This window comes from Chelatococcus caeni, from assembly GCF_014196925.1.
GTDB classification, from domain to species: domain Bacteria; phylum Pseudomonadota; class Alphaproteobacteria; order Rhizobiales; family Beijerinckiaceae; genus Chelatococcus_A; species Chelatococcus_A caeni.
In genome coordinates this window covers 150,387-163,299 of record NZ_JACIEN010000006.1, presented here as the reverse complement: position 1 = coordinate 163,299, position 12,913 = coordinate 150,387, and the positions used below count along the sequence as shown (strand labels likewise).

At 70.1% G+C, this 12,913-nt stretch carries 11 protein-coding genes; 4 read left to right on the top strand and 7 right to left on the bottom strand.

Annotation, left to right across the window (positions count from 1 at the left end):
• Positions 1-39 precede the first annotated feature (39 nt).
• From GGR16_RS20900 to phaR, 3 genes are all read right to left on the bottom strand, one after another.
• Positions 40-1,086, bottom strand: a complete 1,047-nt coding sequence (locus GGR16_RS20900) for a PstS family phosphate ABC transporter substrate-binding protein (protein WP_019403744.1) — start codon at positions 1,084-1,086, stop codon at positions 40-42.
• A gap of 158 nt (positions 1,087-1,244) precedes the next feature.
• Positions 1,245-2,534, bottom strand: coding sequence for an ATP-binding protein (locus GGR16_RS20895; protein ID WP_183317930.1), 1,290 nt, complete (start codon positions 2,532-2,534; stop codon positions 1,245-1,247).
• 121 nt (positions 2,535-2,655) lie between these two features.
• Positions 2,656-3,261 (bottom strand): polyhydroxyalkanoate synthesis repressor PhaR, encoded by a 606-nt coding sequence (gene phaR / locus GGR16_RS20890; RefSeq protein ID WP_183317928.1) that lies wholly within the window; start codon positions 3,259-3,261, stop codon positions 2,656-2,658.
• Positions 3,262-3,563: 302 nt separating this feature from the next.
• On the opposite strand from phaR, the gene GGR16_RS20885 reads away from it, so the two are divergent.
• Together GGR16_RS20885 and phbB are read left to right on the top strand one after the other, a co-directional pair.
• Positions 3,564-4,742, top strand: coding sequence for an acetyl-CoA C-acetyltransferase (locus tag GGR16_RS20885; protein ID WP_183317927.1), 1,179 nt, complete (start codon positions 3,564-3,566; stop codon positions 4,740-4,742).
• 77 nt (positions 4,743-4,819) lie between these two features.
• The gene (phbB, locus tag GGR16_RS20880) at positions 4,820-5,548 is read left to right on the top strand and encodes an acetoacetyl-CoA reductase (protein WP_183317925.1); all 729 of its coding nucleotides are present in this window, start codon (positions 4,820-4,822) and stop codon (positions 5,546-5,548) included.
• Between the two features lie 16 nt (positions 5,549-5,564).
• Here phbB and GGR16_RS20875 read toward each other — a convergent pair whose 3' ends face one another.
• The 3 genes from GGR16_RS20875 to GGR16_RS20865 form a co-directional block, all read right to left on the bottom strand.
• Positions 5,565-6,884 (bottom strand): HlyD family type I secretion periplasmic adaptor subunit, encoded by a 1,320-nt coding sequence (locus tag GGR16_RS20875; protein WP_183317923.1) that lies wholly within the window; start codon positions 6,882-6,884, stop codon positions 5,565-5,567.
• Positions 6,881-8,620, bottom strand: coding sequence for a type I secretion system permease/ATPase (locus tag GGR16_RS20870; protein WP_183317921.1), 1,740 nt, complete (start codon positions 8,618-8,620; stop codon positions 6,881-6,883). The genes GGR16_RS20875 and GGR16_RS20870 overlap by 4 nt, the downstream gene beginning before the upstream one ends.
• Positions 8,621-9,002: 382 nt before the next feature.
• Positions 9,003-9,737 carry an RluA family pseudouridine synthase gene (locus tag GGR16_RS20865; RefSeq protein WP_183317920.1) on the bottom strand — a complete coding sequence of 245 codons (735 nt, stop codon included), beginning with the start codon at positions 9,735-9,737 and terminating at the stop codon, positions 9,003-9,005.
• Positions 9,738-9,794: 57 nt separating this feature from the next.
• Here GGR16_RS20865 and ftsY point away from each other — a divergent pair, with 57 nt between their 5' ends.
• Together ftsY and GGR16_RS20855 are read left to right on the top strand one after the other, a co-directional pair.
• Positions 9,795-10,904, top strand: a complete 1,110-nt coding sequence (gene ftsY / locus GGR16_RS20860) for a signal recognition particle-docking protein FtsY (protein ID WP_183317918.1) — start codon at positions 9,795-9,797, stop codon at positions 10,902-10,904.
• Positions 10,905-10,908: 4 nt separating this feature from the next.
• Positions 10,909-11,571, top strand: a complete 663-nt coding sequence (locus tag GGR16_RS20855) for a septation protein A (protein WP_183317915.1) — start codon at positions 10,909-10,911, stop codon at positions 11,569-11,571.
• 9 nt (positions 11,572-11,580) lie between these two features.
• Here GGR16_RS20855 and GGR16_RS20850 read toward each other — a convergent pair whose 3' ends face one another.
• The gene (locus tag GGR16_RS20850) at positions 11,581-12,906 is read right to left on the bottom strand and encodes an adenylate/guanylate cyclase domain-containing protein (RefSeq protein WP_183317913.1); all 1,326 of its coding nucleotides are present in this window, start codon (positions 12,904-12,906) and stop codon (positions 11,581-11,583) included.
• Positions 12,907-12,913: the final 7 nt, after the last annotated feature.

The following is a 12,913-nucleotide window of genomic DNA, read 5'->3' as shown; positions in this document are numbered from 1 at the left end:
AGCGGGTGGCCGTCCACCCGCTTCGCCTTCGTCAGCGGATCAGAGGCCGGCGTCGGCCGACAGGGGCTTCTGCGCCTCGACGTCCGCCCGCACCTGCGTGAGCTGGTCGGCCGGCAGCGGCACGAGGCCCTTGCGCGAGAGGTAGCCATCCTCGCCGAGCGCCTTCTCGGAGACGTACTCGCCGATGAACTTGTCGAGACCCGGCACCACGCCGATGTGCTGCTTCTTGAAGTAGACGAACAGCGGGCGCGACACCGAGTACTTGCCGTCGGCGATGGTGTCGAAGTCCGGCGTCACGCCGTCGATCTTGGCACCCTTGATCTTGGCCGCGTTCTCCTCGAGGAAGGAGTAGCCGAAGATGCCGACCGCCTTCGGGTTGGCGTCGAGCTTCTGGACGATGAGGTTGTCGTTCTCGCCGGCATCGATGTAGGCGCCGTCCTCACGGATCGTCTTCCAGGCAGCGGCGAAGGCCTTCGCGTCGCTCTTCTTGAGGTCGGCGAGGATCTTCTCGGCGCCCGGCTCCATGACGAGCTCGAGGAAGGAATCACGCGTGCCGGAGGTCGGCGGCGGACCGAGCACCTCGATCTTCTCGTTCGGCAGCGCCTTGTCGATGTCCGACCAGTTCTTGTAGGGGTTGGCGACGAGCTTGCCGTCCGCGCCGGGCACTTCCTTGGCGAGGGCGAGGAAGAGCTGCTCCTTGCTCAGGTTGAAGTCCGGGCCGGACTTGGAATTGGCGACGGTCAGGCCGTCGAAGCCGACCTTGAGCTCGATGATGTCGGCGACGCCGTTCTTCTGGCAGTCGTCGAACTCGGACTTCTTGATGCGGCGCGAGGCGTTGGTGGCATCCGGGTGGTCGGTGCCGACGCCGGCGCAGAACAGCTTCATGCCGCCGCCCGTGCCGGTCGACTCGACGACCGGGGCCTTGCCGGCGCCCGAGCGGCCGAACTGCTCGGCGACCGCCGTGGTGAAGGGATAGACCGTCGAGGAGCCGACGATGCGGATCTGGTCGCGCGCCTGAGCGGCACCGGCAGCGGCGACGCCGGCCAGCGTGAGGGCGGCGACGCTGACGAGGGAACGGAAATTCACGGTATATCTCCCTGATCTCTTGGAGCGGGGCGACGATCGCACGGCTGTGACGGGGGCCATGCCGCATCCGCTTCGGCGATGCCGCAGGCACCACCGACGGCCCCTTGTCTATGACGGCAAGGTGACAACCGAATGACAGCCTAACAATTTGATTTGTCTTAATTTTGCGATTCGTCGCCGAGCGCTGGCAGCGTCACCGTGAACGAGGCGCCCCGGCCCACGTCGCTGGCGATGGCGAGGCGTCCGCGGTGGCGCATCACGATGTGCTTGACGATGGCGAGGCCGAGGCCCGTGCCGCCCTTGCCCCGGCTGGCCGCGACATCGACGCGGTAGAAGCGCTCGGTCAGGCGCGGCAGGTGCTCGGGCGCGATGCCGGGGCCATAGTCGCGCACCACGACCGACACTTCGCCGCCGCCGCTGCCGGGCACCGTGGTCGCGACCCGCACGTCGACCCGGCCGCCGCCTTCGCCGTATTTCACGGCATTCTCGATGAGGTTCTCGAAGACGCGCAGGAGCTCGTCGCGCTCGCCGCGTACGTTGACCGGTCCCGGCGGGGCCTCGAGCACGATCTCGACCCCGCGCTCGCGCGCCAGCGGCGAGAGCGTGTCGATCATGTGGCGCAGCAGGGCGATGACGTCGACGATCGCCGTCGGCTGCACGTGCACGCTGAGCTCGATGCGCGACAGCGACAGGAGGTCGTCGATGAGCCGCGCCATGCGCTGCGCCTGCTCGCGCATGATGGCGAGGAAGCGCTCGCGCGCGGCCGCGTCGTTGCGGGCCGGCCCCTGCAGGGTCTCGATGAAGCCCATCAGGGAGGCGAGCGGCGTGCGCAGCTCATGGCTCGCATTGGCGACGAAGTCGACCCGCATGTGCTCGAGCCGGCGCGCCGGCGTCAGATCGCGGAAATAGAGGGCGGCGCCGGCACGGCCGGAATCGTCGCCGGCTTCGCCGGACAGGGGGGCGATATGCACTTCGAAGGCGCGCTCCACCGGCACGCGCTCGACATACTCGACCGCCTCGGCCTGGCCGCCCTTCACCACCCGCTCGAGGCCGTCGAGCACGTCGGGCGCGCGCAGCGCGAAGGACAGAGGATGGGCGTTGCGCAGGCCCGGCAGCACCGCTGTCGCCGCCCGATTGGCGTCAACCACGAGGCCGCGCCGATCGACGATGACGACAGGATCCGGCAGGGCCGCCAGCACCGCCGCCGGCCCGAAGGCGTGTTTCTGGCGCCGCTCGCTCGTCGTGACGACGCGGCCGCTCAGCGGCCGTCGGTCGCGGAAGGCGAGCCCTGCGACGACGAGGCTGGCAACCGCGGCGAGCGCGGTCGAGATCCCGACCGAGCCGCCGGCGAGCGCGGCGAGCGTGAAGATGGCGCTGCTGAGGCCGGCGGTTCTGAGCGCGATGGCATTGGCGCTAAGCCGCAGGCTGTTCTTGGTCGTCTCGATCATGCCCTTGCCCGAACCGGCCGCTCCCCCGGCAACCGAGGCCGGCGAATCGGGACGGGCGGCACGTTAAGAGATCATCTCAACCGCTCTTCCGCGTCATCCCGATGACAGTGGCGTCGCGCCCTCAGCCGCGGCCGGAGCCCTTGCCGGCCAGTGCGTCCAGCCGCGCCTGCATCTCGAGCACCTGGCGCTTGAGGTCGTCGAGGTCGCCGCCCGGCTGCCGGGCCTCGCCCTCGCGCGGCCTCGCCGCGGCCTCGCCCTGCTGCTCGCCGCGCGGGCTGAAGGGGGAGAACAGCTTGAGCGCCTCGCCGAACATCGCCATGTTCGTGCGCACGTGCTCTTCCATGCTCTTGAAGGCGGCTGCCGGGCCGAAGGCCTCGGCCATCTTCTCGCGCAACTTCTGCTGCTCGCGCGTGAAGTTCTCGATGGAGAACTCCAGGTAGCTCGGCACGAGCGCCTGCATGCTGTCGCCGTAGAAGCGGATGAGCTGGCGCAGGAAGGCGACCGGAAGCAGGTTCTGCCCGGCCTTGTTCTCTTCCTCGAAGATGATCTGCGTCAGCACCGAACGGGTGATGTCCTCGTTGGTCTTGGCGTCGAAGACGATGAAGTCCTCGCCGTCCCGCACCATCTGCGCGAGATCCTCCAAGGTGACGTATGTGCTGGTTCCCGTGTGATAGAGGCGGCGGTTGGCGTATTTCTTGATGACGGTCGGATTTTCTTCTGTCGCCATGGCTCTACTTTGTCTCGTCCCGGCCCCGGTAAGGGCTCATGCCGCGGCGCCCGAAGCATTCCCGGCATCGGAACCGGTTGCCTGCGCACGGCCTCCCCGGCGCAGACGATAGGCGCTAATCAGCCCGACGAAAACTCATTTGTGCGACATGGGGGCGCGGTGCGCGCCCGATGTGGCGCTTGACGCTCCGCGGAGGCCCCCCGAAGATGGCTTCGACCCGTCCACATGGCCCCCGTCCAGGCGGCCGCAGCATGACAGCAAGGCCGCCAAGAGCGGCGGAACAAGGAACAAGGGAGATCACCATGGCCTCCACGGACATCGTCATCGTCGCCGCCACGCGCACTGCGGTCGGCTCCTTCAACGGCGCCTTCGCCAACGTGCCCGCGCATGTGCTGGGAGCCACCGCCATCAAGGGCGCCCTCGAGCGGGCGGGCGTCGCCGCCGAGGAAGTGGACGAGGTCATCCTCGGCCAGGTGCTGACGGCCGCCGAAGGACAGAACCCGGCCCGCCAGGCCGCCATGAAGGCGGGCATCCCGGTCGACAAGACGGCCTGGAGCCTCAACCAGGTCTGCGGCTCGGGCCTGCGCGCCGTCGCCCTCGGCATGCAGCAGATCGCCAACGGCGACGCTTCCGTCATCGTCGCCGGCGGGCAGGAATCGATGTCGCTGGCGCCGCACGCGGCCCACATGCGTGCCGGCACGAAGTTCGGCGACGTGCAGTTCGTCGACACGATGATTCGCGACGGGCTGTGGGATGCCTTCCACGGCTACCACATGGGCGTGACGGCCGAGAACGTGGCCCAGAAGTGGCAGATCAGCCGCGAGGAGCAGGACGCCTTCGCTGTCGCCTCCCAGAACAAGGCGGAAGCCGCCAAGAAGGCCGGCCGCTTCGCGGAGGAGATCACGCCCGTGACGGTCGCCTCGCGCAAGGGCGACGTCGTCGTCGACACCGACGAGTACATCCGCGACGGGGCGACGCTCGACGCGGTCGCCAAGCTGCGGCCCGCCTTCCAGAAGGACGGCACGGTGACGGCGGGCAACGCCTCGGGCCTCAACGACGGGGCCGCGGCGCTCGTGCTGATGACAGCGGCGGAAGCCGAGCGGCGCGGCCTCAAGCCGATCGCTCGCATCGCCTCCTGGGCGACGGCCGGCGTCGAGCCCGCCGTCATGGGCTCAGGCCCCATCCCCGCCTCGCGCAAGGCCCTCGAGAAGGCGGGCTGGAAGGCGCAGGACCTCGACCTCGTCGAGGCCAACGAGGCCTTCGCCGCCCAGGCGCTCGCCGTCAACAAGGACATGGGCTGGAACCCGGACATCGTGAACGTCAATGGCGGGGCCATCGCCATCGGCCATCCCATCGGCGCCTCCGGCGCGCGCATCCTGACGACCCTGCTGCACGAGATGGGCCGGCGCGACGCGAAGAAGGGCCTCGCGACGCTGTGCATCGGCGGCGGCATGGGCGTCGCCATGTGCGTGGAGCGCTGAGGAGGGCGGACCCGGAGGGGCGTTCCGGCGGCGGCACGCCCCTTCCCGACAACGATAACGGCCAGAGGGAGAGAAACATGGCACGAGTTGCAGTCGTCACCGGCGGCACGCGCGGCATCGGCTCGGCGATCGCGCGCGCCTTGAAAGCGGCGGGGCACACGGTGGCCGCCAACTATGCGGGCAACGACGAGGCCGCCGCCCGCTTCAAGAGCGAGACCGGCATCGCCGTCTACAAATGGGACGTGGGCGATGCCGGCGCCTGTGCGGACGGGCTCGCGCGCGTCGCGGCCGATCTCGGCCCGGTGGACGTCCTCGTCAACAATGCCGGCATCACCCGCGACGGCATGTTCCACCGCATGAACCTCGAGCAGTGGCAGGCGGTGATCCGCACCAATCTCGATTCCATGTTCACGATGACCCGCCCGGTCATCGAGGGCATGCGCGAGCGCGGCTTCGGCCGCATCATCAACATCTCGTCCATCAACGGCCAGAAGGGCCAGATGGGCCAGTCCAACTATTCCGCCGCCAAGGCCGGCGTCATCGGCTTCACCAAGGCGCTGGCGCAGGAGAACGCCGCCAAGGGCGTCACGGTCAACTGCATCTGCCCCGGCTACATCGACACCGACATGGTGGCGGCGGTGCCGGAGGACGTGCTCAAGAAGATCATCGCCGGCATCCCCGTCGGCCGCCTCGGCCGCGCCGAGGAAATCGCCGCCGCGGTGGTCTATCTCGCCTCCGATGCCGCCGCCTTCGCCACCGGCTCGGTGCTGACCATCAACGGCGGCCAGTACATCGCCAACGGCTGAGCCCTGCCGGCGCGCGTCACTCCTCCCGGAAGGCGCGCGCCAGCTGGTCGGTCAGTGGCTTCATCACGTAGGACAGGGCCGAGCGCGAGCCGGTCCGGATATGGACCTCGACCGGCATGCCGGGGACGAGCTTGAGATCCCGCAGGCGGGCGAGCTCCTCCGGCGCGATGTGGATCCGGACCTTGTAGAACGTCTCGCCCGTCGCCGCGACCGTGAGGAGATCGGGCGCGACACCGGTGACGGTGCCGGCGAGTTCGGGCGTGGTGCGCTGGTTGAAGGCCGAAAAGCGGGCCACCGTCGTCTGGCCCGGCGTCACCTGGTCTATGTCGACAGGCGAGACCCGGGCCTCGATGATGAGCTCGTCGCTGCGCGGCACGATGAGCATCATGACCTGTCCCGCGCTGACGACCCCGCCGACCGTGTGTACATCGAGCTGGTGGACGATGCCGTCCTGGGGCGCGCGGATGTCGACGCGCGCCAGCTGGTCCTGCGCCGCGACCCTGCGCTCGACATATTCCCCGATGCGGGTTTCGTAGTCGCGCAACTCCTGCATCACCTCGGTCCGGCGGTTCTGGTCAAGCTGGATGATCTGCAGCTGCGTCTCGGCGATGCGCCCCCGGGCCTGGGCGATGGCGGCGACGATCTGGCCGCGCTCGCCGCCGAGGCGGGCGGCCTCCCGCTGCAGCAGCTTGAGCCGGTTGATCTGGACGAGGTTGCGCTCGAACAGCGCCAGGACCCCGGCGAGCTCGTCCTCGATCAGCGCGATCTCCTCGCTCTTCGCGGCCTGCTGGGCATCGAGGCCCTCGATCTCGCGCAGCGACTGCGAGATGCGCTCGCGCAGCTGCGCCTTCTGCCCCTCCATCGCCAAGCGGCGCGCCCTGAAGAGGCGGCTTTCGCCGTCGATCACCGCGGCGGCCTCTGCATCCGTGCCGGCCCTGGTGGCCAGCTCCGCCGGGAAGGCGATCTCGGAGAGGCCGTCCCGCTCGGCGGCGAGCCGCGCGACGCGGCCGACCGCCTGGTCGAGCTGCTTGGAGACGAGCTGCAGGCTGGCCGTGGCGACGGTGGCGTCGAGCCGCGCCAGAACGTCGCCCGCCCGCACCACGTCGCCTTCCCTGACATCGAGCTGGCCGATGACGCCGCCCGTCGGATGCTGCACCCGCTTGACGTTCGATTCGACGACGAGAACGCCGGGGGCGATGACGGCGCCGGCCAGCTGCGCCACCGACGCCCAGCCGCCGATCGTGCCGAGCAGCAGGAAGGAGATCGCGAGGCCCAGCGCCATGTTGCGCCGGATCGAGCGTTCCTCGCGGCCGCGGAGGGAGGACGTCGCGCTCATTGCACGCCAGCCTTCCTGTCCTCGACCACCGCGAGCGGCGGACCATTCCGGGCCGGACCGGGCTGCCTGCGCCCGCGCATCACCTCCTGGTGCGTGCCGAAGGCCTGCAGCGCCCCGTCACGGAGGATGGCGATCAGGTCGACCCCGACGAGCACGGCCGGGCGGTGGGCCACGACGACGACGATGCCGCCGCGGGCGCGCACGCCCCGGATGGCTTGCGTCAGCGCCGCTTCCCCCTCCGCATCGAGGTTGGAATTGGGCTCGTCGAGGACCACGAGGAAGGGATCGCGATAGAGCGCCCGGGCGAGCGCCAGGCGCTGGCGCTGACCCGCCGACAGCGCCTCGCCGCCCTCGCCGATCTCGGTCTCGTAGCCGTCGGGCAGGCGCAGGATCATCCCGTGCACGCCCGCTGCCGTGGCGGCAGCGATGACCGCCGCGGCGTCCGGCTCGTCCTCGAAGCGGGCAATGTTGGCGGCGACGGTGCCGGCGAACAGTTCCACGTCCTGGGGCAGATAGCCGATGTGGCGGCCGAGCGCCGTCTCGTCCCACTGGTCGAGCGCGGCGCCGTCGAGGCGCACCGTTCCCGACAGGAGCGGCCAGACGCCGACGAGGCCGCGCACGAGGGACGACTTGCCGGCGGCGCTCGGGCCGATGATGCCGAGCCCCTGCCCCGCCTGCAGCTTGAAGGAGACATTGCGCACGCTCGGCCGGCGCTGGCCGGGCGCGGCGACCGACAGCTGCTCGACGGCGAGGCCGGCGACGGGCGGCGGCAGATCGAGCGGCCGCGCCGGCGGCGGCAGGGCCTGGAGCAGCCCGGCGAGCCGGCGCCAGCTCGCGCGCGCGGCGACGAAGGACTTCCACTGCCCGATGGCGAGCTCCACCGGCGCAAGCGCCCGGGTCGCGGCGATGGAGGCGGCGATGATCGCCCCCGCCGTCACCTCGCCGCGGATGGTCAGCCACGCGCCGAGCGCCAGGATGAGCGACTGCAGCAAGAGGCGCAGGACGCGTGAGGCAGCGCCGAGCCCACCGACGATGTCGCCCGCCCGCCGCTGCTCGGCGAGAAATGCGTCGTTGAGGCGCAGCCAGCGCGCCGTCAGCCGCTCGCCGAAGCCCATGGCGCGCAGCACCTCGGCGTTGCGGCGGCCGGCGAGGCCGAGACTGATGCGCTGCACGTTCTGCGCGGCCAACACGCGCTGGGGCCGGCGCGACAGGATCTCGGCCGCCACGGTCAGGCCGACGAGCACCAGGGCGCCCGCCGTCGCGAGGAGGCCGAGGAAGGGATGCAGCACGAAGACGAAGAGCAGGTAGAGCGGCATCCACGGCAGGTCGAAGAAGGCCGAGGGGCCGGGCCCGGCAGCAAAGTTGCGCAGGTTGTCGAGGTCGCGCACCGGGGTGAGGCCGTCGTCCTCGATCGCGCTCCTCAGCGGCAGCGCCAGAACGCAGCGGAAGACGCGAGGCCCGAGTTCGGCATGAACCTGACTGGCGATGCGGGCCAGCACCCGGCTGCGCACCGCCTCGAGCAGTCCCTGGAACCCGAACAGGAGCACGACGAGAACGCACAGCGCGGCAAGGGTCGCCTCGCTGCGGCTCGACAGCACCCGGTCGTAGACCTGCAGCATGAAGATGGAGCCGGACAGCGCCAGGCAGTTGACCACGCCGGAGATGAGGGCAAGGCCTCCGAAAACCCAACGCAGTCGCCGAAATGCAGTCGCCAGTTCACTGCGCGGCTCACTCATCGGCTCGTGTCCCTAGGACAGTCCGCCGCAGCGGATGACGTCAGGCAGACGCGGCAATCGCGCAGCCGCCGGGTGCGGAGCCGGGGGGCGGCGTGCTGCGGCACACCGTGGGGGAAGGTGGAAGGACCGCCGCCCCCCGGCCGAAGCGCCCCTGACCGGAAGCGCCCGCACAATCTGTATACGCCTACAATTTTACTCAATAAACCTGAGTGACAAGGGCGCCACATCAATTGCGCTGGAAGCAAAATACCAGCTGAATATTATTGATTGCACCATGAGTGACTGAAAGCCCGCCATTCACCCGACACAGGATGGCATGCAGATACGTCGAGCGATATGGCACCGGGACGCGGCGACGTCGTGCGGGCAGCGAATCACCGCCTCAGCGGCCGGCCACCGCGTCCGGGGATGTCGCGCACCAGCCGGCTGCGCGGAGGGCCGCGTGCATATGCGGCGGCGCGGGGGCCGCGATCCGCACGGCCTCGCGGCTGGGATAGAGCGGGATGGCGAGCGCGGCGGCATGCAGGTGCAGCCCCGGCCCGCCGATGCGCGGGGCGTTGCCGTAGATGGCGTCACCGAGGATCGGAAAGCCCGCCGCGGCGCAATGGACGCGCAGCTGGTGGGTGCGGCCGGTCACCGGCGTCAGTGCGAGCCAGGCGAGGCCTTCGCCCCGCCCGAGGACGCGCCAGCGCGTCAGAGCCGGCTGGCCGGCGGCGTCCACCTTCATCCACCAGCCGCGCGCGGGATCGCGCGGAGCGAGCGGCAGGTCGATCTCGCCCGCGTCGCCGGCGGGGCCTCCCTCGACGATGGCCCAGTAGGTCTTCTCGACCTTGCCCGACTGGAACAGGCGTCCCAGCTTGTCGAGCGCCTTGCGATGGCGGCCGAGCACGAGGCAGCCGGAGGTGTCGCGGTCGAGCCGGTGGGCGAGCTCGGGCCGCCGCGGCAGGCCGAAGCGCAATGCGTCGAGATGGTCGCTCAGCGTCTCGTCGCTCGTCGCTGTGCCGCTGCGCGGACCGGGATGGACGGGCATGCCCGCCGGCTTGTCGATCACCAGCATCAGCGCGTCGCGATAGAGGAGGCACGACACTATATCGAACGGCAACTCTTTCTCGTTCATGCGCTTCGGGCTATCGAGGGGGCAGGCCGAGGGCAAGGGAAAAGAACGCGAGGACAGATGAGCGACGGCGACAAGGACAAGCGCGGGATGCTGGCCCGGCTCTTCCGGCGCGGCGAGACCGCCCAGCCGGAGCCGCAGGCGCCGCCTCCCGAAGCCGAGGCGCCGCAGCCGCCATCACCGCCGCAGGAGGCTCCGCCCCAGGCAGTGCCCCAAACGTCGCCCGAGGCCACTCCCCAGCCCGCGCCCCGGCGCAGCTGGTGGCAGCGGCTGAAGGAGGGGCTGGCGCGCACCTCGTCCTCGCTCGGCCTCGGCATCACCGAGCTCTTCTCCAAGCGCCGCCTCGACGCCGCGACCATCGATGACCTCGAGGACATCCTGATCCAGGCCGACCTCGGCATCGAGACTTCCGCTCGCATCACCCGCTCGATCGCCGAGGGGCGCTACGACAAGGCCATCGACCCCGAGGAGGTCAAGGCCGTGCTGGCGCGCGAGGTGGAGGCGGTGCTCGCCCCCGTGGCGCATCCGCTTGCCGTCGACGCCGGCAGGAAGCCCTTCGTCATCCTCATGGTGGGGGTCAACGGCTCGGGCAAGACGACCACCATCGGCAAGCTCGCGGCGAAGTTCCGCGCCGAGGGGCGCAAGGTCATGCTGGCGGCGGGCGACACCTTCCGTGCCGCGGCCATCGAGCAGCTCAAGGTGTGGGGCGAGCGCACCGGCGCGGCGGTGATCGCCCGCGAGCAGGGGGCGGATGCGGCGGGCCTCGCCTTCGACGCCCTCAGCGAGGCGCGCGAAACCGGCACGGACATCGTGCTCGTCGACACCGCCGGGCGCCTGCAGAACAAGGCCGGCCTCATGGCCGAGCTCGAGAAGGTGGTGCGCGTGATGAAGAAGCTCGACGAGACGGCGCCGCATGCCGTGCTCCTCGTGCTCGACGCCACGACCGGCCAGAACGCGGTGAACCAGGTGGAGATCTTCGGCAAGACGGCCGGCGTCACCGGCCTCGTCATGACCAAGCTCGACGGCACCGCCCGCGGCGGCATTCTCGTCTCCATCGCCGCCAAGTTCGGCCTGCCCGTGCATTTCATCGGCGTCGGCGAGGGCGTCGAGGACCTCGAACCCTTCACGGCGCGCGATTTCGCCCGCGCCATCGCCGGACTGGAAGCCTAAAAGCATGTCGAAAGAACTCGTGGAAAGCGACCCGAAGGGCCAGCACCTGCCGCCGCTCATCAAGCTCGCGCTGGAGCTCGGGCCGCTCGGGCTGTTCTTCCTCGCCAACACCCGCCCCGAGCTGTTCGCGCCGCTCATGCAGCCGCTCGTGCCGGCCTCGATCCTCGCGGGCGGACAGGCCGGCATCTTTACGGCGACGGCGGTCTTCATGCTGGCGACGCTGGTGGCGCTCGCCCTCCACTACCGGCTGGTCGGCAAGCTGCCGATCATGCCGCTCGTCTCCGGCGTCGTCGTCCTCGTCTTCGGCACGCTGACGCTCGTCCTGCACGACGAATTGTTCATCAAGCTGAAGCCGACCATCGTCAACACGCTGTTCGGCTCGGTGCTGCTCGTCGGGCTCCTGTTCCGCAAGTCGCTGCTCGGCTTCGTGCTCGACAGCGTCTTCGAGCTCGACGCCGAGGGCTGGCGCAAGCTGACCCTGCGCTGGGGCCTGTTCTTCTTCTTTCTGGCGCTGCTGAACGAGGTCGTCTGGCGCACGCAGACGACGGACTTCTGGGTGAACTTCAAGGTCTTCGGCGTGATGCCCATCACGCTCGCCTTCGCGCTCGCGCAGACGCCGCTCATCATGCGCCACAGCCCGGCGACGGAAGAGGACCGCAAGCCCTGAGCCGCAGGCTCAGACGGCGCTGTTCTCCAGCGTGTAGATCGGCATCGCCTCGTTGCGCCCGCGCAGGGCCTGCGTTCCGAGGCTGCGCCATGGCGAGCCGGCGCTCTGTGGATCCTCGCCCGCCGCCTTGAGCGCGTCGCGCGAGGCGACCAGCGGCACCTCGAAGGCCTTGGTCGCATCCTCGAGCCGGGCCGCGACGTTCACGGCATCGCCCATGACGGTGAATTCCAGGCGCTGCTCGTCGCCGATGGCGCCGACGAAGGCCGTGCCGAAGTGCACGCCGATGCCGACTGCGACCGGGACGGCGTCGGTTGCCTTGCGCAGGCCGTTCCACTCGTCGACGGACGCGAGCATGGAGCGGCAGAAGGCGAGCGCCCGGGCCGCATCGTCGCCGTTCGTCTGCGGCAGGCCGAAGATGATGAAGGCGCCGTCGCCGATGAACTTGTCGATGACACCGCCGTGCTGGCGCGCCGCCCGCGTGACGCGGGCGCGGAAGGCGCCGATGAAGCCGGTGAGCGCCGCCGGGCTCATCGCCTCGCCCATGGCGGTGGAACCGCGAATGTCGATGAAGACGAGCGCCACCTCGGCGCGGCGCCCCGTCCGCAGCTCCTCGATGTTGTCGCTCGACAGCACGGGCAGGAGCTCGGCAGGGAGATAGCGCGCGAGGTTGAGCCGGCGAGTCGTCTCGGCCACCGCCCGGTTGAGCAGGCGCCGGCCGCGCAGGGCGCCGAGCACGAGCACCGCCCCGCCGAGCGCGAGCATGGCGGCGCGGGCCGTGTTCGCCGGCACGGAATAGAACATCTCCGCATCGCGCAGGAAGGTCTCCGGAGCGAGGTTCGAGCCCCATCCCCCCATGCAGGCGACCAGCGCCAGGCCGACGAGGGTCAGGCAGAGGGCATAGAGCTGCACCCAGGGGCGGATGCGCAGGGCGCTGACGGCAAGCAGCAGCGGGAAGACCCCGACCACCGGGAACATGCTCATGAACGCGACCGGCAGGCGCAGGTCGCGCAGGTCGGCGAGAAGGCTGCCGACGAGGACGGCGATGTCCACCGTCACCGTCACATAGGCCATCCAAGGCCGCCAGCGGCCGAATTTAACGAGGAGATAGACGGCAAGACCCGCGAAGAAGAGCAGGCCGAGCGTCGCCCGCGCCTGGTTGCGCGCCTCGGTGAGATCGAGCAGCGAGATGTCGTTGCTGCGCTTGAGGACGACCTCGACGGTGACGAGGAGCACGATGGCGATGGCCATGCGGACCACGCTCGCCGCCCGCTCGGCCGACAGGTCGGCCTCGAGCAGCAGGCGTTCGCTGCCATTCGCCGGAAGGGCTGGCGCCATCGGTTCC

Excerpts from the sequence above, each read along its gene's own strand:
- GGR16_RS20885 (WP_183317927.1), top strand. The coding sequence starts at position 3,564 with ATGGCCTCCACGGACATCGTCATCGTCGCCGCCACGCGCACTGCGGTC.
- GGR16_RS20850 (WP_183317913.1), bottom strand. The coding sequence starts at position 12,906 with ATGGCGCCAGCCCTTCCGGCGAATGGCAGCGAACGCCTGCTGCTCGAG.
- GGR16_RS20895 (WP_183317930.1), bottom strand. The coding sequence starts at position 2,534 with ATGATCGAGACGACCAAGAACAGCCTGCGGCTTAGCGCCAATGCCATC.
- GGR16_RS20870 (WP_183317921.1), bottom strand. The coding sequence starts at position 8,620 with ATGAGTGAGCCGCGCAGTGAACTGGCGACTGCATTTCGGCGACTGCGT.
- ftsY (WP_183317918.1), top strand. The coding sequence starts at position 9,795 with ATGAGCGACGGCGACAAGGACAAGCGCGGGATGCTGGCCCGGCTCTTC.
- phaR (WP_183317928.1), bottom strand. The coding sequence starts at position 3,261 with ATGGCGACAGAAGAAAATCCGACCGTCATCAAGAAATACGCCAACCGC.
- GGR16_RS20875 (WP_183317923.1), bottom strand. The coding sequence starts at position 6,884 with ATGAGCGCGACGTCCTCCCTCCGCGGCCGCGAGGAACGCTCGATCCGG.
- phbB (WP_183317925.1), top strand. The coding sequence starts at position 4,820 with ATGGCACGAGTTGCAGTCGTCACCGGCGGCACGCGCGGCATCGGCTCG.
- GGR16_RS20865 (WP_183317920.1), bottom strand. The coding sequence starts at position 9,737 with ATGAACGAGAAAGAGTTGCCGTTCGATATAGTGTCGTGCCTCCTCTAT.
- GGR16_RS20855 (WP_183317915.1), top strand. The coding sequence starts at position 10,909 with ATGTCGAAAGAACTCGTGGAAAGCGACCCGAAGGGCCAGCACCTGCCG.